At 68.7% G+C, this 19,972-nt stretch carries 16 protein-coding genes; 3 read left to right on the forward strand and 13 right to left on the reverse strand.

From position 1 onward, the window contains the following. Positions 1 to 73: 73 nt before the first annotated feature. The 13 genes from KXS11_RS09910 to KXS11_RS09970 form a co-directional block, all read right to left on the reverse strand. Positions 74 to 1,900, reverse strand: a complete 1,827-nt coding sequence (locus tag KXS11_RS09910; protein WP_437385402.1) for a glycoside hydrolase family 18 protein — start codon at positions 1,898 to 1,900, stop codon at positions 74 to 76. Between the two features lie 152 nt (positions 1,901 to 2,052). Continuing rightward, positions 2,053 to 3,042 carry a DNA-3-methyladenine glycosylase family protein gene (locus tag KXS11_RS09915; RefSeq protein WP_437385403.1) on the reverse strand — a complete coding sequence of 330 codons (990 nt, stop codon included), beginning with the start codon at positions 3,040 to 3,042 and terminating at the stop codon, positions 2,053 to 2,055. A gap of 111 nt (positions 3,043 to 3,153) precedes the next feature. Next, complete coding sequence (locus KXS11_RS09920; RefSeq protein WP_437385404.1) at positions 3,154 to 3,600, reverse strand: hypothetical protein; 447 nt, start codon at positions 3,598 to 3,600, stop codon at positions 3,154 to 3,156. Between the two features lie 173 nt (positions 3,601 to 3,773). Continuing rightward, on the reverse strand, positions 3,774 to 5,234 hold the full coding sequence (locus KXS11_RS09925; protein ID WP_437385405.1) for a hypothetical protein: 1,461 nt from the start codon (positions 5,232 to 5,234) through the stop codon (positions 3,774 to 3,776). 117 nt (positions 5,235 to 5,351) lie between these two features. Further along, complete coding sequence (locus tag KXS11_RS09930) at positions 5,352 to 7,583, reverse strand: hypothetical protein (protein ID WP_437385406.1); 2,232 nt, start codon at positions 7,581 to 7,583, stop codon at positions 5,352 to 5,354. 402 nt (positions 7,584 to 7,985) lie between these two features. Then, positions 7,986 to 9,107, reverse strand: coding sequence for a bifunctional 2-methylcitrate synthase/citrate synthase (locus tag KXS11_RS09935; protein WP_437385407.1), 1,122 nt, complete (start codon positions 9,105 to 9,107; stop codon positions 7,986 to 7,988). A 109-nt stretch (positions 9,108 to 9,216) separates the two neighbouring features. Next, positions 9,217 to 10,116 (reverse strand): methylisocitrate lyase, encoded by a 900-nt coding sequence (gene prpB / locus KXS11_RS09940; RefSeq protein WP_437385408.1) that lies wholly within the window; start codon positions 10,114 to 10,116, stop codon positions 9,217 to 9,219. A gap of 262 nt (positions 10,117 to 10,378) precedes the next feature. Next, positions 10,379 to 11,932 (reverse strand): MmgE/PrpD family protein, encoded by a 1,554-nt coding sequence (locus KXS11_RS09945; RefSeq protein ID WP_437385409.1) that lies wholly within the window; start codon positions 11,930 to 11,932, stop codon positions 10,379 to 10,381. A gap of 463 nt (positions 11,933 to 12,395) precedes the next feature. Next, positions 12,396 to 12,758: a helix-turn-helix domain-containing protein gene (locus KXS11_RS09950; protein ID WP_437385410.1), complete on the reverse strand. Its 363-nt coding sequence runs from the start codon at positions 12,756 to 12,758 to the stop codon at positions 12,396 to 12,398. Between the two features lie 214 nt (positions 12,759 to 12,972). Then, positions 12,973 to 13,797 (reverse strand): SDR family oxidoreductase, encoded by an 825-nt coding sequence (locus KXS11_RS09955; protein ID WP_437385412.1) that lies wholly within the window; start codon positions 13,795 to 13,797, stop codon positions 12,973 to 12,975. After that, positions 13,794 to 14,672 (reverse strand): enoyl-CoA hydratase/isomerase family protein, encoded by an 879-nt coding sequence (locus tag KXS11_RS09960; RefSeq protein WP_437385413.1) that lies wholly within the window; start codon positions 14,670 to 14,672, stop codon positions 13,794 to 13,796. The genes KXS11_RS09955 and KXS11_RS09960 overlap by 4 nt, the downstream gene beginning before the upstream one ends. Before the next feature lie 112 nt (positions 14,673 to 14,784). Next, entirely contained in the window at positions 14,785 to 15,564 is a 780-nt protein-coding gene (locus KXS11_RS09965; protein ID WP_437385414.1) for an SDR family NAD(P)-dependent oxidoreductase, read from the reverse strand. A gap of 88 nt (positions 15,565 to 15,652) precedes the next feature. Further along, positions 15,653 to 16,834: a thiolase family protein gene (locus KXS11_RS09970; RefSeq protein WP_437385415.1), complete on the reverse strand. Its 1,182-nt coding sequence runs from the start codon at positions 16,832 to 16,834 to the stop codon at positions 15,653 to 15,655. A gap of 343 nt (positions 16,835 to 17,177) precedes the next feature. Here KXS11_RS09970 and KXS11_RS09975 point away from each other — a divergent pair, with 343 nt between their 5' ends. The 3 genes from KXS11_RS09975 (at position 17,178) to KXS11_RS09985 (ending at position 19,807) form a co-directional block, all read left to right on the forward strand. Next, positions 17,178 to 17,576 carry a hypothetical protein gene (locus KXS11_RS09975; RefSeq protein WP_437385416.1) on the forward strand — a complete coding sequence of 133 codons (399 nt, stop codon included), beginning with the start codon at positions 17,178 to 17,180 and terminating at the stop codon, positions 17,574 to 17,576. Positions 17,577 to 17,691: 115 nt separating this feature from the next. Further along, complete coding sequence (locus KXS11_RS09980; protein WP_437385417.1) at positions 17,692 to 18,660, forward strand: tRNA uridine(34) hydroxylase; 969 nt, start codon at positions 17,692 to 17,694, stop codon at positions 18,658 to 18,660. A gap of 193 nt (positions 18,661 to 18,853) precedes the next feature. Further along, complete coding sequence (locus KXS11_RS09985; protein ID WP_437385418.1) at positions 18,854 to 19,807, forward strand: L-lactate dehydrogenase; 954 nt, start codon at positions 18,854 to 18,856, stop codon at positions 19,805 to 19,807. Positions 19,808 to 19,972 lie beyond the last annotated feature (165 nt).

Here is a 19,972-nt window from a genome sequence, read left to right on the forward strand (position 1 = left end):
AGCGCGATTGCGCCGAAACCGGACGGCCTCGTGGGGTGGCCCGAACCTGACCCCGGAACCTCAGCGGCTGGGATCAGCTCTGGGCGTCGGCGATGGCCGTGATCAGCTCGCCGTCCTCCGTGTCGCCCGAGAGCTCCCAGATGAACGTGCCGCCCATGCCCTGGGACTGCGCCCATGCGACCTTGGTCGCGATGGTCTCCGCGGTGTCGTACGACCACCAGTCTGAACCGCAGTGCGCGTAGGCGGAGCCACCGACCGTGCCGGTGACCGGGCAGTCCTGCTTCAGGAGCTTGTAGTCCTGAATACCGGGCTCGTACTTGCCGAGCGCCGCGCCGGTGGCCGAGCCACCGGGCTCGCTCTGCGTCACGCCCGTCCACCCGCGGCCGTAGAAGCCGATGCCGAGCAGCAGCTTCTCGGCGGGGATGCCCTGCGAGCGCATCTTCTCGAAGGCGGCCTGCGTGTTGAAGCCCTCCTTCGGAACACCGGGGTAGGAGCTGAGCGGCGAGTGCGGAGCCGTGGGGCCGGTTGCGTCCCACGCGCCGAAGTAGTCGTACGTCATCGGCATGAGCCAGTCGAGCTTGTCGATGGCCGCGCCGTAGTTCGCCTTGTCGATGTTGCCGCCGTCGCTACCGTCCGCGGTGGTCGCAGCGGTCACGAGACGGTCGGGACCGAACTCGTCGCGGATCGCGGAGATGATCGTGTCGAACGAGTCCGGACCGCTGGTGTCGCACGTGGCACCACAGGCGTTGGGGTACTCCCAGTCGATGTCGATGCCGTCGAAGAGGCCCGCGTACCGCTCATCGTCAAGGAGCTTCTTGCAGGACTCGGCGAACTTCGCGGGGTCCTTCATGGCCTCACCGAACCCGGCGGACCAGGTCCAACCACCGACGGAGTAGAGCACCTTGAGGTGCGGGTACATCGCCTTGAGGCGCAGCAGCTGACCGAAGTTCCCGGCCTTGCCGGCCTCCGCGTCCGCCCAGTCCATCGCGATGCCGTCGACGCTCTCCTCGGCGGTGTAGGTCTTCTGGGTCGACGCGTATTCGTCACCCATCGAGCACTGGCCGCCCGCGGTGTTCGCGAAGCCGTAGAGGATGTGTGTGAGCTTCTCGGCCGAGCCGCTCGTCACGAGGTCTTTCACGTGGTAATCGCGATCGTAGACGCCCCACTCCGTCACGTAGCCGACCACGCGCTGCGCGGGAGCCGGCTCGGGCTTCTCGCCGCGGACGATCGTGAAGTCGTACGGCGTCGTACTGTGCAGCTTGTCGCCGAAGTACTGCTTCACCAGACCGCCGGCGTGACGGCCGGGAGCGACCGACTTGTTCCAGGGGGCGCTCCAGGTGCCGTTCTCGACGGTGGTCGTAGCGAGCTCGGTGCCCCATGCACCGACGATCAGGATGCGAGCACCGTTGACGCCCGTGCCGGAGAACGTGGGGGCGAGGCTCGCTTCGCCGGCGGCGTCGAGGGTGTCGCCGACCTTGGGGCTCGTGAGTGCGACGGGCTGCTGCGCGACGGTGAAGTCGTAGCGCACACGGGCGGTCTCGACTCCGTCGACAGAGGCGATGGTGTTGCCGCCGACGTAGCGTGCGGGGAGCAGCTGCTTGTCCCATTCGATGTTCCAGCTGCCGTCGTTCGCGGCCTGCGTGCTGCCGACATCGTCCTGCCAGGCGGTGACGATGCGAACGGTGGAACCGGGAGTCGCGGTGCCGGAGAAGACGGGCGCGACGCGGCCGGAGGCGTCGGCGTCGACCGTGCCGCCGACCGTGGGCCGGTCGACGGTGAGCGCCGGAGCAGTCCCGGCGGAGGGTTCGGGTGCGGCGGACGGTTCGGCTGCCGCTGGTGCGGTCAGGCCGATCGTCGAGAGCACCGCTGCCGCCCCGAGGGAGGCGATCAGACGTTTCATGGGTGGGGAGTTCCCTTCGAGTGCGCGGAGCCTCGATGCGCCACGAAACCGTTCGGTGTCACCGGGCTGACACCAGAACTCCACAGGTTGTCATATATCAGAACTAAAATACCACACCGATGCAGATGGGGCAATGTGCAGCCCTCGACACCTCAGTGGGAGCGATGATCCTGGATGGTGATCTTCGGGCCGCGCCGAGGCTTCCTGATGCCGCTGATGGCGATGAGTCGCAGCACGCGCTGACGCTGACCCGCCCAGGGGGCGAGGAGTTCGAGCATCCCGTCGTCGTCGACAGGGGCCCCCGTGAGCGCCTGCCCCACCGTGGACGCGAGGTGGTAGTCGCCGACGCTCACCGCATCCGGGTCGCCGTGCGCTCGGAGGGCGATCTCCGCCGCAGTCCAGACACCGATACCGGGAAGACTCTGGAGGCGAGCTGAGGCCTGGGCGGAGTCCGCCTCGATCGTGCGCTCGATCGCGCTCGCACTGCGGGACGAGCGGACGACGGTCTGCGACCGCTGCGGCCCGACGCCAGCCCGATGCCACTCCCAACTGGGTACCCGACGCCATTGCTCGGCCGTCGGCGCCACCACCATGCCCTCGGGAGCCGGGCCAGGGGCGCTCTGCCCGTGACGACGGACCAACTGCCGCCAGGCGCGCCACGCCTCGAGCGCGGTGACCTTCTGCTCGAGCACGGCCGGGACGAGCATCTCGAAGACGAGCCGATTGCGACTCAGCCGGACGCCGGGGTTCCGACGCAGCACCTCGGTGAGCAGCGGGCTGCGGGAGACGTCGAGGTCGGTCCAGTCGTCGTCGCGGCCGAGGAGTTCGGGCACGCCGGCGATCGCCCACTCGGCGCCGGCCCCCCATGCCGTCGCGTCGACCTCGCCGGAGCGCAGGGTGGAGACGTGGAGGGTCGCGCCGCCGTGGGGCGTCTGCATCGTCACCCAGACGCCTCCGGGCGTGCGCCGGAAGCAGGGACCGTCGCCACCGCGGGCGATGAGCGACAGGGTGGCGTGCACGTCGAGAGGCCCGGACGGACGGTAGGTGGCGCGAAGTGCTTCGACAGATTCAGGGGGCGGCGTCCGCTCAGCGGGCAGGGTCGGCGCGGAGAGCGGGGAGGGGAATCGCTCGATCGCCGACATGCCTGCAACCCTACGTCGCCACCTCTGACATCGATGAGCGTTCAGGCGTCCCCCGACGGCAGCACAGCGGCCCGCGGGAAGGCGCGGGCCGCTGTGCTGTCGCAGGACGGGTTACTCTGCAGCCGGCGCTTCCGCACCGACGGTGTTGTTCTCGACGTCACCCTCGAGCACCGGCTCGCCCGGCGTGACGACGAAGTTGCCCTGGCCGCCGAACACGATGTGTCCGACCGAGGTGGTCTCGATGAGCGAGATCGAGGAGTTGACGGTGAGGTGATCCACGGTGCCGAGGATGACCTTGCTGTTGGACGCCTCCACGACGACGGTCTCGCAGTCACCGACGGTGATGATGGAGCTCGAGGCGTCGTCCGCGATGGTGGCGATGCCGTCGACGCACTCGCCGTTGACCTCGGGGAAGACGTACTCCTCGACCTCGGCACCCGCGGAAGCGGAGGCACTCGGGGACGCTGTGGGCTTCTCAGCCGCGTCGGTGGCGGAGCAGCCGGCGAGCGTGAGGAGGAGGGCGCCGCCAGCGGCGATCATGGTGAGCTGTTTCTTCATGCGGGAGTCCATTCGGTGTCGGGTTGAGTGATGTCGTTCATGACGACGTATGTAGTATATCAGAGTGTTGCATGCAAAAACCTGACCGTGACGCCTGCCAGCGGATTCTCAGCGAGCGCTCGTGCGGACAGGCCGCCCAGCGCGCGCTGAACGGCCTGTCGGCGCGGAGGAGATCAGTCGGAGGCGGGCGCCGAAGCGTCTGCAGCGACGACGGTGAAGTCGTATCCGACCGTGGAGTGCAGGCCGGAGTCCGTGAGGTACTGCTTCACCAGCCCGCCACGGTAGGTGCCCGGCTTCAGCTCCTTCGTCCACTCGATACTCCAGGTGCCGTCCACCACGACCCCGGTGCCGAGCATGGTTCCCCAGGCACCATAGATGTCGATCCGCGCACCTTCGGCACCGGTGCCGGTGAACGTCGGCGCGACCACTCCGGCCGGGCCTGCCGGGATGATGCCCGCATTGGCAGGGCTCGTGAGCGCGACGTCCGAGGCGGTGACCGTGAAGTCGTACTTCACGCGGTCGAGCTCGACGCCGTCGATCGACTGGATGGTGCGCCCGCCACTGTAGTGCGCGGGCTTGAGCGCCTTGTCCCACTCGATCTCCCATGCACCGTCCTCGTCGGCGACGGTGCTGCCGACGAGGTCGTCCCACAGGGTCACGATCTCGACGTCGGCGCCCGGTGTGGCAGTGCCGGAGAACACGGGCGTGGCCTTGCCGGAGGCATCGATGCCGATAACGCCTCCGACGCCGGGCTGCGTGACGACGAGTGGCGCGTCGTCCGCAAGGACGTCGACCGACCAGGTGCTGAGGACCACCCGTTCGGCCCCCACGCGCATGCCGATGTCGCCACCGGTGATCTCACCGATGGGGGCGAAGTTCTGCACCATGAGCGTGAAGGCCACGGTGGTCTGGTTCGCGGGCAGTCGGCCGGTCAGTCGCCCCTGCGTGATCGTGAACGCCGGGTCACTGGCTCCGACGATGAGCGTGCCGTCGGGTGCAGCGATGTCGATGACGCGGATACCTTCCGAGGCACTGAACTGCGCTTCGACGTCGACGGTCTCTCCACGGTGCACCATTGGCGTGGTGATGCTCGCGGACTGCTCGTCGAGGGAGAGGAGGCCCATGTCGACGGGAATCGGGGACGCCGGCCCGACGCCGAGCTTGCCACCGTAGTTGAACATCCGCTCACCGCTGGCAACGGAGTACAGGTAGGTCCGCTCGTCGATCGCGCCGAAGCTCCATTCCTGCGACGTGCTTCCAGCCTCGCACTGCAGGCCGAGCACGAGGGCGTTCAGGTTGGAGCCCTGCGGCGCCTGGGCGGTGAGACACAGGCCGGTCGCGTCGTCGACGACGGGGCCGGTGCTGCCGACGGCGGGGAAGGAGTAGCGCGTGGGCATCTGCCCGGACATCACTTCGCCGGTTGCCTCGTCGGGGCTCCCCCAGAGGTATCCGTCCAGCCCGAAGTGAGTGGTGTGGCGGAAGGTGCCGGCCAGACGGTCGCCAGCGGCTGCGACGGATTCAGGGGCATCCAGACCGGATGCCGACTCGTCGGCGGTGGCGGCGCTCACATTGAGCGCACCGGCAGCGACGACGGCGATGAGGCCGAAGGCACTCAGTGGGATGGTGCGTTTCATGGGTGTTCCTCGTCGGGGTGTTGGAGTGGAGTGAGTGGAGCGGCCGCCCACCCGAGTGGATGGACGGCCGCTGTGGTGCCGCGTCATGACCCGCCAGGGTCGTGACGCTGCGTGGTGCTACTTGGTGACGGTGAAGTTGGTGAAGGTGTCCGTGTCGAACTTGCCGTCGATGTACTGGAGGGTGCGGACGTTCTTGTAGTCCGTCGGCACGATCGAGATCTCCCAGCGGATCGACCACTCACCGGAAGGCGACACGGTGCCCTCGCCGACGTTGGTGCCGTACGCGGTCACGATCTTGATGCGCGCTCCCGCTGCACCCGTGCCCGTGAAGACCGGAGTGGCCTTGCCCGAGATCGGGTCGGCCTGGATGGTGGCGTTGTTGGCCGGGCTGGCGACGGACACCGGAGCCTTGGCAGCCGTGACCGTGAAGTCGTAGCCGACCTTCTGCTCAGCACCGTTGATCGACTGGATGGTGTTGCCACCCAGGTATCGGGCCGGCTTGAGCGACTTGTTCCAGGCGATGCTCCAGGCACCGGTCTTCGCGTCAGCCGTGTCCCAACCCACGAGATCCTGCCAGGCGGTCCTGATCTCGACCCTGGCACCCGGGGTCGCCGTGCCGGAGAACACCGGCGTCGCCGTGCCCGAGGCATCGGCCTCGAACGTGCCGCCCACTGCCGGAGCCTCCACCTTCAGTGGCGCCGTGAACGGAGCCTTGACGGTGAAGTTGTAGCCGACCGCGTCGATCCTCTTGCCATCGATGAACTGGTTGGTCATCCCACCGGTGTACACACCAGCGCGAAGCGCCTTCGTCCAGGTGATCGACCAGTCGCCGTTCGCGTCCACGGGGATGGAGCCGACATCGTCGCCCCAAGCCGTCTTGATCTGGATGGTGGCACCGGGCGTCGCCTTGCCGCGGAACGTCGGGTTCACGACGCCGTTGGCACCCGTGAACACCTCTCCACCGACCGCCGGCGACGTCACCACAAGGGGCGAGACCGGGGCTGCGGCGACCGTCTTCGTGTAGGTCATCGGCACGGTCGTGCCCGCGGGGACCACAACGTCGTCATCGAAGCGGAGCGAGCCGCCCGCCTGCTCACCGGAGCTGGCGTTGTCGTCGGCCTTGATCTTGACCGTGATGTTCAACGTCGAGTTCGCCGGAACGTTGAAGCCGCCGGTCTTCGCCGTCAGCGTCTTCTTGTCGCCCGACAGCGTGGCGACCTTCGTGCCCGTCGCACCATTGAGCTCGTAGTGGTAAAGCGCCTCAGTGAAAGTGGAGTTGTCGGGAGCGGTGAAGGTGAAGTCGGCCTCACCGTACGCGGCCCCACCCGAGTTGACGAACGGGAACGTGACGTCGCCGACCTCGTTGTTCGCCAGCGTCGGCTTGACCGACTGCGACACGGCAACCGACGGCGCCGGGGCGGCAGCCTCCGTGATCGTTGCACCGAAATCGCTGATCTTGGTACGGCCCGAGCCATACGTCACCTTGCCGTCGTTCACCGTGCCGAACGCCGCATCAGCGTTCGCGGTGATCGTGAACTTCAGCGTCGTCTGACCAGCCGGCAGCGTGCCACCGATACCCGAACCGTCCAGCTGGAACGCCGGGTCGGAGGTCGAGGTGATCTTCGTGCCCGTGGGCTGATACACATCGATACGCTGGCCACCAGCAGCCGCATTGAAGGTCACCGTGACCTCCTTCGACTGACCCCGCTCCAGGGAAGGAGCAGTCACGGACGCCGTCGGCTTCGCCGGGTTCACGTCGGGTGCATCAGCGGGTACCGCATTCGCGGTCAGGATCTGATCCGCCCCATGCTTGCCGTTCGTGAGATTCAGCCGCTGCCCGCCGTCGAGGAAGTTGCCGTTGTGGTCCTTCAGTCCGTAGCCCTGCGTGAAAGAGTTGTCGAACCACGCCATGGTGAACGACTGCGATGCGGCACCAGGCTTGCACTCCGCCGCCCAGACACTCCACTGCGTGTTGGTCTCGAGGCAGAGCGGGTATGCCGGGTTGTCGTAGTTCACGACCGGGCCCGTGACGCCGACACCGGGCCACACCCAGTTCGGGCTTGCATCTCGGACAGCCGCGTCGAGGCCATACCCGTACGTGCCAGTGACGGACTGGTTGATCTTCGGGCCGTAGACACCCATGAAGTTCTGGGTGTTCTTCTCACTGAAGGTGACGAGCTTGCCGCGCCACCATCCACCAGCGTTGAGTTCGACCTGCTCGGTCGAGCGTTCGACCGACGGGTCGGTGGCGGGGTCGCCCGCCGAGGCGAACGCCGCGGGGGTGTTGAGGAGCCCGGAGGCTGCAATGGAGACGGCTCCGAACGCCGTCAGGGCTTTCTTGAGCTTCATGAGGGAAGCGTCCTTTCTAGGGAAGAAGACTGCGGCTCGGGTGCGCTCTACATTCGGGCAGAGGAGCGCGCAGAGAAGGTTATGTTCGGGTGAACGGTATTACTCTAACAGATATTTTAGATATGGCAAGGAGAAATTTGAAATACAGCCGTGCATGCTCAACGGCGCTGGCTCATCGGCAGCGACGACGCCAGCGACGTGTCAGCGGCGACGAACACCGCTGCCGCCCGCGCTTCGCGACGAGCATGGATCCGCGTGCAACGCAAACCATCCCCGCTCTGTACCGTCACGGCACAGGGCGGGGATGGGGAAGCCGGACGTCGTCACCGCGATCCGGCGCACCTCCACGAACTCAGGTGCGTTGGTACGGACAGGACAGACGACCGGCTGCAGTCGACCTCGTCAACGAGGCACGTGACGCTCCTCGGGCCCCACGTACTCGGACAACGGACGGATCAACGCGTTCGACGCAAGCTGCTCGGCGATGTGCGCCGTCCACCCCACCACACGGGCAGCGACGAACAACGGCGTGAACGTCGCCGTGTCGAAACCGATCAGGTTGTACGCCGGGCCCGACGGGTAGTCGAGGTTCGGCTTGATGTTCTTGCGGGCCACCATGTCGGCCTCGAGTGCCGTGTACAGCTCGAGTACCTCGGGACGGCCGTAGTGCTCGGCGAGCTTCTCCAACGACTTCAGCATCGTCGGGACGCGCGAATCACCGTTCTTGTAGACCCGGTGACCGAAGCCCATGATCTTCCGCTTCTCGGCGAGCGCCGCATCCAGCCAGGCACTCGCACGGTCTGCGGTGCCGATCTCGTCGAAGACGTGCATGACCGCCTCGTTCGCACCGCCGTGCAGAGCACCCTTGAGGGCACCGATGCCGCCCACGACCGCGGAATACAGGTCGCTCAGCGTCGAGGTGATGACGCGCGCCGTGAAGGTGGAGGCATTGAAGGAGTGCTCCGCGTACAGGATCATCGAGACGTCGAAGGCGTCGACCACGACCGGGTCGGCCTCCTCGCCGAACGTCATGAACAGGAAGTTGGCGCTGTAGCCGAGGTCGTCGCGTGGTGGAACGAGATCGAGGCCGTGGCGGCGGCGCTGGTCGTACGCGACGATGGCGGGCAGCTTCGCGTACAGGCTCGCGGCCTTCACCGCGTTCACCGCTGGCGCATTGTCCTCGGCAGTGGGGTCGTTCGCGCCGATGACACTGACCGCGGTGCGCAGCGCGTCCATCGGGTGGCTCGTGGTGGGGAGGAGGTCGATCGCCGCCTTCACGTTGTCGTCGAGCGCGCGCTGGCCGCGTTCGAGCGCGGTGAACTCGGCGAGCTCGGCGGCACTGGGCAGCTCACCGTTCCAGAGGAGGTACGCTACCTGCTCGAAGGAGCAGTGCTCGGCGAGCTCCTGCACCGGGTACCCGCGGTAGAGCAGGGAGTTCGTCTCGGGGTTCACCTTCGAGACGGCGGTCACGTCGACGACGACGCCGGCGAGACCCTTCTTGATGTCGGCGGCCTGATCGGTCATGCGTTGCTCCTTTGCGTTGCGGTTGCCTTCGAACGAGCTGAATCGCCCGGATCTGCGCCGTTTCGGCTCGAAGGAACGCAGATTCGGGCACGTGACACGGGCTGGGGGCCTAACGATCCACGGTGAAGTTGAACACCGAGGTGTCGAAGCGGTTGTAGCCCTCGTAGTCGATGAGTTCGTAGAGGTCGGCCCGGTGCTGCATCTCGCCGAGCCTGCTCGTGAGCGAGCCCTCCTCGTTCAGGGTGTCGAGCGCGCGCCCTGCGGCACCCATCGCCATCCGGAGCAGCGACACCGGCCAGATGACGAGGTTGATGCCGACATCGGCGAGCTGCTGCGTGGTGAACAGCTCGCTCTTGCCGAACTCCGTCATGTTGGCGAGGATCGGCACGTCGACCGCTTCACGCACCGCGGCGAACTCCTCGAGCGAACGCATGGCCTCCGGGAAGATCGCATCCGCCCCGGCATCGACAAGCTGTTTGGCCCGGTCGATCGCAGCACCGAGCCCGTCGACGGCGGCGATGTCGGTGCGCGCCATGATGAGGAGGTTCGGGTCGCGGCGGGCGTCCACGGCTGCGCGGATGCGGCCGAGGGCGGTCGCGGCGTCGACCACCTGCTTGCCGTCGAGGTGCCCGCAGCGCTTCGGGTTCACCTGGTCCTCGATGTGCAGGCCGGCGAGCCCGGCGTCCTCGATCTCCTGCACCGTGCGCGCGACGTTCATCGGTTCGCCGAAGCCGGTGTCGGCGTCGACGATCGCCGGCAGCTCCGTCATCCGAGCGATCTGCTTGGCACGGCCGGCGACCTCGGTGAGCGTCGTCAGGCCGATGTCCGGCAGGCCGAGGTCGGCAGAGAGCACCGCGCCGGAGATGTAGACGCCGTCGAAGCCCTTCTGCTCGATGAGTCGGGCCGACAGGGGGTTGAACGCTCCAGGGAACCGGAGGAGCTCACCGGTGGCGAGTCGCTCGCGGAACAAGCGGCGCTTCTCGGCTGGTGTCGTCTGGCTGTACAGCATCAGCGTGATCCTCTCATCAGAACAGGCCCGTCGGCGTGTGTCATGTCCACAACTCCTGCATTCCGGCGTCGAGCAGGGAGTTCCAGCCGCACGGCGGCCGATTCGGGCCGCAGTGCAGGAGTTGTGCACGCGCCGTCGGGCGTTCGCCCTCCGCCCATCGAGCTGCGCACAACTCCTGCAGCCCCGGCCGCCACGCCGGCCGGCGCGCGCCGCTGTCGCACGTTCAGCTCCGATCGCAGGAGGTGTGCACGGGCGGCGGGCATCAGAAGAGGCCCGCCGGGTGCGGCGCGGACGCGAGGACGCCGGCAGAGGCCTGGATGGTGAGCTGCCGTACCTCGTCCGCGTCGAGCTCAGGGAGCCGTTCGGCGAGCGCGAGGAAGCGCTCGATCTCAGCTTCGTCGAGCACCCCGGCGGCCAACGTGCGGAACTTGTGCACGTAATCGGCCCGCGCGAACGGGCGCGCACCGAGCGGATGGGCGTCGGCGACCGCGATCTCGTCGACGATGGTCGAGCCGTCGCTCAGCGTGATCTCGATGCGACCACCGAAGGCTTGCTCGGTCGGGTCGAGGGAGTGGTAGCGGCGCGTCCACTCGGGGTCCTCAGCGGTGGTGATGCGCTGCCACAGGTCGACCGTGTCGGGACGGCCCGCGCGCTCGGGGCTGTACGAGTCGACGTGATGCCACGCGCCGTCCTGCAGGGCGACCGCGACGATGTACGGAATCGAGTGGTCGAGAGTTTCACGTGAAGCGGTGGGGTCGTACTTCTGCGGGTCGTTCGCGCCCGAGCCGATCACGTAGTGCGTGTGGTGGGAGGTGTGCAGCACGATGCGGTCGACAGTGGGACCGTCGACCGGCCGTTCCTGAGCCGGTCGACGAGCGAACAGCCCAGGGTGCTCCCCGTGCAGTTTCCGCGCGAGGTCGATCCACGCCTGGGCCTGGTACTCGGCCGAGTGCTCCTTCGTGAAGGAGTCGAGGATCGCGCGCTTCGGCTCCCCCGCGCCGGGCAACGGCACGTCGTAGGACGCGTCCGGGCCGTCGAGCAGCCATGCGATCACGCCGTCCTCACCCTCGTAGATCGGTGATGGGCTGGTCTCGCCGCGCATCGCGCGGTCGACGGCCTCAACCGCCATCTTGCCGGCGAACGCCGGGGCGTGGGCCTTCCAGGTGGAGATCTCACCCTTGCGGGATTGGCGGGTGGCGGTGGTGGTGTGGAGCGCTTGCGCGATGGCCTGCGCGATCGTCTCCTGGTCGAGGCCGAGGAGCGTGCCGATGCCCGCGGCGGCGCTCGGGCCGAGGTGCGCGACGTGGTCGATCTTGTGCCGATGCAGGCTGATCGCCTTCGCGAGGTCGATCTGGATCTCGTACCCGGTGGCGATGCCACGGACGACGTCTGCACCCGTCGAGCCGACGTGCTGCGCGACGGCGACGATCGGCGGGATGTTGTCGCCCGGGTGCGAGTACTCGGCGGCGAGGAAGGTGTCGTGGAAGTCGAGCTCGCGGACGGCGACACCGTTGGCCCAGGCCGCCCACTCGGGCGAGACCCGGCGCGTGAAGTCGGGTCCGAAGACCGTCGCGCCGTCGCCGCCCGTGCTGACCGGGTGGCTGAGTGCCTGTGCGCGGGCCGACGAGACCGGTCGACGCGTGAGGGAGGCTGCTGCGACCGCGGCGTTGTCGATGACGCGGTTGATGATCATGTCGACCACCTCGGGCTCCACCTCCACCGGGTCGGTCGCCACTCGGGCGAGCTGCCAGGCGAGCTGGCCCTCGCGCGCCAGGTGTTCGTCGCTGCGGTGGACACGAAGGTGGTGCTGGATCACAGGGCTTCCTCTCGAGTGCTCGGCACGCACGCGGTGCCGCCCGCACACGCCGGTGGGCGCCTGAACGCGGGCGTCTCCAGCCTACGCCTCGCACCTCGGATCGACGTCGGCCCGGCGCCCCGGTCAGACGCCCACCCGCGCGCCACCCTTCCCCGCACCCTCTCCAGCCCTCCCACCACTCCCTTCCCTATCTCAGGACGGCCCCGGCGCGTCGACGCACAGACCCGCCCGACACGCCGCGACACGCGGACACGTTCCTGAGTTGGGGACAGGGCTGCGGGCATCTCACTCGCCGCACAGCCACCAGATGACGCCCACTCCCCGCCCCTCACTCAGGACGGCCCCGGCGCGTCGACGCACAGACCCGCCCGACACGCCGCGACACGCGGGCACCGTCCTGAGTTGGGGACGGGCGACGGGCGGGTCGGCGCGACAGCAGACTGCGAACCGGTGGGGCTCGGCGCTACGCGGCCTGGAGGTGGGCGTCCGGCGAGGGACGGAGCTCGGTGACCGTCGCGTCGGCGAGCTCGTGGGTGTCGTCGTCTTCCCGGATCGGGGACTCGTCTGCGCGTCGCGGCGGATCCAGGACGAGGACCGGTGCGGCGTCGATGCGGTCTGCGACATCGAACATCACCAGGTCGAGGCGCGTGCGGAGTGCATCGGCGATGGTCGCGACGACCTCCGACGACGCGTCCTTCCGGCCCCGCTCGACCTCCGACAGGTATGGCGTGGAGACGGCTGCGGCCGTGGCCACGTCCTGGAGGGTGCGCCCCTGCTCCAGGCGACGGCGCCGCAGCACGGCACCGAGGGCTTCGCGATACAACATGGCGTCCCTTCCGATGGTGGCGGCGTGTGCTCTCACCATAGATCGGGCGTCGCCCCGCCGGGTGCAGGCGCATTCTGCCATCAGCGGACAGCCCCCTGACGACCGTTCTCGGTGAGCGCCCGCTCCCGGTCACTGAGGCTGTCGAAGTCCCCCTCCCCCGCCCCCGGAAAGCGCTCTTCGACAAGCTCACTGGCCCAGTGGGCAGACGCCGCCGTCAGAGGAAGATGTCCGGGAAGAGCTCTGACTCGTCGACGCCCGGGGAGTACTTCGCGAGGTCGGTGACGCCCGCCTCGGCGAGCACGTCCTCCACGATGAGCGAACGACCGGTGAGTTCGCGAGCCGACGCAGTGAGCACCTCGTAGGCCGCGTCCGCGTAGATCTCCGGCGTCCGGCTCTTCGCCAGCAGCGCTTCGCCGCCGAGGATGTTGCCGACGGCCGCCGTCTTGATCGTCGTCTTGGGCCACAGCGTGTTCGCGGCGATGCCGTCTCGCGCGAACTCGGCCGCCAAGCCGAGCGTCACCATCGACATGCCGTACTTCGCCAGCGTGTACCCGGTGTGGGCGCCGAGCCACTTCGGGTCGAGGTTGAGCGGCGGCGACAGCGACAGGATGTGCGGGTTCTCAGCGTCCTTCAGGATCGGGATCGCGGCCCGCGACAGCATGAAGGTGCCGCGCACGTTGACGTCCTGCATGAGGTCGTAGCGCTTCGCGTCGAGGTCGAGGGTGCGGGCGAGGCTGATGACGCTCGCGTTGTTCACGACGATGTCGATCCCGCCGAACTCGCCGGCTGTCTCGAACACCGCGCGGGCGATGTCGTCGTCGCTCCGGACGTCGCCGAGGATCGGGAGCGCCTGGCCGCCGGCCGCCCGGATGGCGTCCGCCGCGGTGTGGATCGTGCCCTCGAGCCGCGGGTCCGGGGTGTCGGTCTTGGCGAGGATGGCGACGTTCGCACCGTCCGCCGCAGCCCGCAGGGCGATCGCGAGACCGATGCCGCGACTGCCTCCCGACATCAGGATGGTCTTGCCGGCGAGTGTCGTCATGCGTGCTGCTCCTTCGTTTCCGTTCCGTGTGCCGTCTCCGCTGCCCGAGCCTGGTCGGGTCCTCGAGCCTGCCGAGGGGCGTCGCCGCGCTTCGATGACGACGCGGCGAACGCGGCGATCCGCGCTACCGACTCGGGCGTCTCGATCGCCGCGCCGATCGTCCGCGCCTCGTCGTCGAGCGCGTCCCGGTAGGACCGCCCGACTCCCTCGCGGAGCAGCCGTCGTGCCTGACCGAACGCGGCAGTCGCGCCGCCGAGCCAGAACGCGGCGACCTCGCGGGCACGCGCGTCGAGCTGCTCGGGAGCCACGACCTCTGTCACGAGGCCCCAGTCGAGCGCCTCTGCCGCGCTCAGCATGCGCGGGCTGAGGGTCAGCTCGAGCGCGCGGCGCATGCCGACCGCCTCGGGCAGCAGCGTGCTCACACCGCAGTCCGGAGTGAGGCCGATGTCGGCGTACTTGCTCACGAACTTCGCGCGGTCGGACGCGATGATCACGTCGGCGACGAGCATGAATCCGAGTCCACCACCCGCGACGGCGCCCTGCACAGCTGCGACGATCGGCTTCGACACCGACTGGAGGGTGCGGTGGCCCTCGTGGATGACGTCGGCGAGCTCAGCGACGAACGCACCCGTGGAGCCCGCTGTTCCGTCGCCCATGCCCGCCATCTGCAGCACGTCGCCACCCGCGCAGAACGCCGGGCCGTTCGCGTCGAAGAGCACCGCCCGCACGTCGTCGCGCTCGGCGATCTCCCGCGCGAGGTCGCGCCAGCGGCGGGCCGCCGCCGGGTCGATGGCGTTGAGGCTCGCCGGCCGGTTGAGGGTGAGGTGGGCGAGCCCGTCCGTCACCTCGAACAGGATCGTCTCGTCGTCGGTCACAGGTTCCTCCATCGGATGGTCGTTCGTGGGAGCGGGCACGTGCCCGGGTTGCCGGCACGCTGCAGAGGGCGTGCCCCGAGTACGGGCACGTGCCCCGAGGGTGGGGGTGGGGTCACTTGGGCGCCATCCGGATCGAGCCGTCCAGGCGGATGGTCTCGCCGTTCAGGTACCCGTTCTCGATGATGTGGAGGGCGAGGGCCGCGTACTCGTCGGGGCGCCCGAGTCGCGCCGGGTACGGCACTTGCTCGCCCAGGGAGGCCTGCGCCGCTTCGGGGAGCCCCGCCAGCATCGGGGTCTCCATGATGCCGGGTGCGATGGTGACGACGCGGATCGCGTACCGGGCGAGCTCGCGTGCGATGGGCAGCGTCATCGCGTGCACCGCGCCCTTCGACGCGGCGTACGCCGGCTGCCCGATCTGCCCGTCGAACGCCGCGACCGACGCGGTGTTGACGATGACGCCTCGATCGCCGTGCCCGTCGGCTGCGACTCCGTCCGGCTCGTTGTGCTGCATGGCGTCGGCTGCGAGACGGATCACGTTGAAGGTGCCGAGCACGTTGACGCGCAGCACCCGCTCGAACGCGCCGAGGTCCGCTGGGCCGTCACGGCCGAGCACCTTCGCCGGCGGGGCGATGCCGGCACAGTTCACGACGACGCGCAGCGGGCCGCGCTCCACCGCAGCTCCGACCGCCGCTTGGACCTGGTCACCGTCGGTGACGTCGGCCGCGATGAAGGTCGCGAAGCCACCGAGCTCCGCCGCGCGCTGCTCCCCCGCCGAACCGGGGAGGTCGACGAGCACGACGCGCGCGCCGGCACCCGCGAGTCGGGTCGCGGTCGCGAAGCCGAGGCCGGACGCTCCGCCGGTGACGATGGCCGATGCTCCTGTCACATCCATGCGGTGATTCCTCTCTGGAATGGGTGCCGCTCGACACGCTCGGGGACCGGAGACCGTACAAGCCGCGGCGGCAGGATCCCGGCGCGCATCACAGGCGCTCGATGATCGTCGCGTTCGCCATGCCGCCGCCCTCGCACATGGTCTGGAGGCCGTAGCGGCCGCCGGTCGCCTCGAGCTGACCGAGCAGCGTCGCCAGCAGCTTCGTCCCGGAGGCGCCGAGCGGATGTCCCAACGCGATCGCTCCCCCACGCGGGTTGAGGCGGGCGTCATCGACGCCGAACTCGCGTTGCCAGGCGAGGGGCACGGATGCGAAGGCCTCGTTGACCTCGAACGCGTCGATGTCGTCGATGCCGAGGCCGCTGCGCTCGAGGATACGGCGCGTGGCGGGGAGGATACCGGTGAGCATCTCGATCGGATCGCTGCCGACCGCGGCGAAGGAGACGAACCGGGCGCGCGGTGTGAGCCCGAGGGTGAGCGCGCGCTCCTCGCTCATGATGAGCGCGGCCGACGCCCCGTCGGTGAGGGGCGACGCGTTTCCGGGGGTGATCCGCCACGCGATCTCGGGATATCGGGCGGCGAGTGCATCATTCTGGAACACCGCGGGCAGCCCGGACAACCCCTCCACGGATGTTCCGGCCCGGACGGTCTCATCGGAGGTCACCAGCGTGCCGTCGGGCAGTGCCACCGCGACGACCTCGCGGTCGAAGCCGCCCGACGCCCAGGTGGCTGCTGCTCGTTCGTGGGATCGCGCGGCGAAGGCGTCGAGTTCGTCGCGGCTGAGGTTCCACCGTGCGGCGATGAGTTCCGCTGAGACGCCCTGCCCGACGAGACCCTCGGGGTACCGCGCGCGCAGCCCGGAACCGAACGGATCCTGTCCGCCGAGGTTCGAACCCATCGGAGCGCGACTCATCGACTCGACGCCGCAGGCGATCACGACATCCGCGACACCGGCGACGACCGTGCTCGCGGCGAACGTCGTCGCCTGCTGACTCGAACCGCACTGACGGTCGATCGTCGTGCCCGGCACGTGCTCCGGTAGTCCTGCGGCGAGCGCCGCGTTCCGTGCGATGTTCTGCGCCTGTTGTCCGGCCTGGGTGACGCAGCCGGCGTAGACGTCGTCGACGATGCCGGGGTCGATGCCCGTGCGTTCGACGAGGGAGCGGATGGTCTGGGCCAGGAGGTCGACCGGGTGGACGTCGCTCAATGCGCCGCCCGGTTTGCCCCGCCCGGACGGGGTCCGGATCGCATCGACGATCACCGCAGTTCGCATAGCCATCCCCTTCGAGGTCTGCACCCACGGTATGCGCAGCGCCCCTCGGGCGGCAGGGGGTTGTAGCCCTCCGACAAATCGCCCCTCAGCCCTTCCGCGGCACCAGGAGTCTGTCTAGGCTGCTGATATTCATTATTCGGACGCATTGTTTGTTGTGAAAGGACCTGTCGTGTTCCATCGACCACCGCCCAACGGATCCACTCGGGCGCCGGGCCACGCCCGCTCGCGCCTTCGCGAGCGCCTGAGCGGCTCCCTCGCCAGATTGGGCGGCTCGTCAGCGATCTCCCGCCAGGCGGAAGACGACCAAGGCCGGGTTGGTTCCGCACGCGACGGCTCGTCGATCGTGAGTGTCGCCGGGCCAGCCGCACTCCGCGGGTACGCGTTCGTCCGATGGCGGCGGACCGGATCGACCCTGACGGTTCGCATCAACCACTACCGGATCAGCAGCTCCGACGGCTGCCGCAACCCGGCCCTCTTCCTCGGTGTCGGGAGCGGGGCGTTCGTGCGGCGGACGGATCTCATCGCTGACGGCGACTGGCATGAGGTCCCCCTGACCGCCTCGACGCCCCTCGCCACCACAGCGACGATGACCTGCATCCGTGTCGGCTTCGGATTCGACGGCTTCCTCGCATACCCGGGCGCGGTGATCGAGCTCGATGTCGACGCGAGGACGACTGCACAGCACCGGGACCCCCTCCGGATGCGACACTCGGCGGCCGACGCCCTGAACCCCGCATCCTGAGACCGCGCCCTTCGACAGGCGCAGGGAGCGGGCCACGTGGCGCGGGCCAGGGAGCGGATGCGCATCGCGAACGGGAAGCAGCCGTGCGCGCGGACCTCCCGCGTACCATTGAGCGGTGGCCGACTCGAAGATCCTCCTGTACTACGCGTTCGCGCCGCTCGCCGATCCGGAGGCGATCCGGCTGTGGCAGCGCGACCTCTGCGAGTCGCTCGGCCTCCGCGGGCGCATCCTGATCTCGAAGGACGGCATCAACGGCACTGTCGGTGGCGAGCTCGACGCCTGCAAGCTCTACGTCAGGAAGACGAAGGAGCATCCGGCGTTCCGTGGGCTCGATGTGAAGTGGAGCGACGGGTCAGGTTTCGACGAGGACGACCAGGTGCACACGGCGAAGCATCGACCGGCTCCCTGGCGACGCAGTGCGGACTTCCCGCGGCTCAGTGTGAAGGTCCGCGAGGAGATCGTGTCCTTCGGCGCACCCGGCGAGTTGGTCGTGGACGGGCACGGCGTCTCGGGCGGCGGTGTCCATCTGCAGCCAGAGCAGCTGCACGAACTCGTGGCGGAACGAGGCGACGAGGTCGTGTTCTTCGACGGCCGGAACGCCTTCGAGGCGGAGATCGGGCGATTCGCCGGGGCGGTCGTCCCCGACGTCGCGACCACCCGCGACTTCGTCACGGAGCTCGACAGTGGCAAGTACGACCACCTCAAGGACAAGCCCGTCGTCACCTATTGCACGGGTGGCATCCGGTGCGAGGTCCTCTCGGGTCTGATGCGCTCGCGCGGGTTCGGCGAGGTCTACCAACTGGACGGCGGCATCGTGCGCTACGGCGAGCAGTTCGGCGACGACGGTCTGTGGGAGGGGTCCTTGTATGTGTTCGACAAGCGCGGGTCGCTCGATTTCAGCGACCACGCCGCGGTGATCGGGCACTGCGTGGTCTGCGATGCATCGACGAAGCTCCTGCAGAACTGCGCAGACCCGTCCTGCAAGACGCAGCTCGTCGTGTGCGAGGAGCACTCGTCCGGCCCGACCGGCGGTCCGTACTGCGCCGTGCACGCCGACGCCGGCACCGCGGCAGCCACGGCCTGAGCGCGACGTGACCGCGCACTTCATCCTCCGCGAAGCTCCACGGCACACCCGGGCAGGCGAGTGACCCTCGAACGCGCAGACGGTGCCGCGCATCACGGGCGGGGCACCCGCGAACTCTCTCGACATCGAGACAAGCTGGGCCCTTCCCGAGATTCCGAGACCTCGCACACACGTCCGCTGCCAAGATGGAGGCATGGGCGCTCGCACGAAGTCGAAACTGGCCATCATCGGTGCAGGAAGCGTGGGTTCGTCCCTCGCCTACGCGTCCCTGATCCGCGGGAGCGCCCGTCGTGTCGCCCTGTACGACATCGACGGCAAGCGAGCAGCGGCCGAGGTCCTCGACCTCGCACACGGCACGCAGTTCACCGGATCGAGCAGTATCACGGGCGGTGACGACATCTCGGTCGTCGCCGATTCGGACGTCGTCGTCATCACGGCCGGCGCGAAGCAGGAACCGGGGCAGACCCGCCTCGACCTCGCGGGCACCAACATCCGTATCCTCGAGAACCTGCTGCCGAAGCTCGTCGAGCAGGCACCGGACGCCGTGTACATGCTCGTCACGAACCCCTGCGACGTCCTGACGGTCGCCGCGCAGCGCATCACCGGGCTGCCGAGTGAGCGCGTGTTCTCCTCGGGTACCGTGCTGGACACCTCACGGCTGCGCTGGTTGCTCGCAGAGCGCGCCGGCGTCGCGACCTCGGCGGTGCACGCCCTCATCGTCGGCGAGCACGGCGACAGCGAACTCCCGCTCTGGTCTCAGGCGACCATCGGTCCGGTGCCGATCCTCGACTGGGAGCTGCCCGACGGCTCGCGGTTCACCGAGGCGCAGCTCGACGAGATCGCGCACGACGTGAAGACCGCCGCCTACCGGGTCATCGAGGGCAAAGGCGCCACGAACTACGCGATCGGCCTGTCCGGTGCGCGCATCGTCGAGGCGATCCTGGGAGACGAGCACGCGATCCTCCCCGTGAGCACCGTCCTCGACGGGTACCACGGCGTGAGCGGCGTCGCCCTGTCGGTGCCGAGCATCGTCGACCGCACCGGCGTGCGCAGCGTGCTCGATGTCGTCATGTCGCCCCGCGAGGAGCAGCAGTTCGCCGATTCGGCCGCGGCGGTGCGCGAGTCCCTCGCCTCCCTCGGCCTGTAGGCGCCTCAGGTCCCACTCCCCGGCGCGGCCCGTCCCCAACTCAGGACGCACACGGCGCGCCGCTTCCATCCGGACACGACACGCCGAGCCGGTCCTGAGTTGGGGACAGGTCGATCGCCGGCGATCTCCCCCGAGCGGCCGATGCGGCGACAGAACCACACCGAT

Origin of the sequence: Plantibacter flavus, assembly GCF_051487245.1 — a bacterium.
GTDB lineage: Bacteria > Actinomycetota > Actinomycetes > Actinomycetales > Microbacteriaceae > Plantibacter > Plantibacter flavus_B.

What these genes read in the sequence shown, in the direction of transcription:
- KXS11_RS09925 (WP_437385405.1), bottom strand. Translation starts at nt 5,234, where the DNA reads ATGAAACGCACCATCCCACTGAGTGCCTTCGGCCTCATCGCCGTCGTC.
- KXS11_RS09910 (WP_437385402.1), bottom strand. Translation starts at nt 1,900, where the DNA reads ATGAAACGTCTGATCGCCTCCCTCGGGGCGGCAGCGGTGCTCTCGACG.
- KXS11_RS09950 (WP_437385410.1), bottom strand. Translation starts at nt 12,758, where the DNA reads ATGTTGTATCGCGAAGCCCTCGGTGCCGTGCTGCGGCGCCGTCGCCTG.
- KXS11_RS09970 (WP_437385415.1), bottom strand. Translation starts at nt 16,834, where the DNA reads ATGCGAACTGCGGTGATCGTCGATGCGATCCGGACCCCGTCCGGGCGG.
- KXS11_RS09920 (WP_437385404.1), bottom strand. Translation starts at nt 3,600, where the DNA reads ATGAAGAAACAGCTCACCATGATCGCCGCTGGCGGCGCCCTCCTCCTC.
- prpB (WP_437385408.1), bottom strand. Translation starts at nt 10,116, where the DNA reads ATGCTGTACAGCCAGACGACACCAGCCGAGAAGCGCCGCTTGTTCCGC.
- KXS11_RS09955 (WP_437385412.1), bottom strand. Translation starts at nt 13,797, where the DNA reads ATGACGACACTCGCCGGCAAGACCATCCTGATGTCGGGAGGCAGTCGC.
- KXS11_RS09930 (WP_437385406.1), bottom strand. Translation starts at nt 7,583, where the DNA reads ATGAAGCTCAAGAAAGCCCTGACGGCGTTCGGAGCCGTCTCCATTGCA.
- KXS11_RS09935 (WP_437385407.1), bottom strand. Translation starts at nt 9,107, where the DNA reads ATGACCGATCAGGCCGCCGACATCAAGAAGGGTCTCGCCGGCGTCGTC.
- KXS11_RS09915 (WP_437385403.1), bottom strand. Translation starts at nt 3,042, where the DNA reads ATGTCGGCGATCGAGCGATTCCCCTCCCCGCTCTCCGCGCCGACCCTG.
- KXS11_RS09985 (WP_437385418.1), top strand. Translation starts at nt 18,854, where the DNA reads ATGGGCGCTCGCACGAAGTCGAAACTGGCCATCATCGGTGCAGGAAGC.
- KXS11_RS09965 (WP_437385414.1), bottom strand. Translation starts at nt 15,564, where the DNA reads ATGGATGTGACAGGAGCATCGGCCATCGTCACCGGCGGAGCGTCCGGC.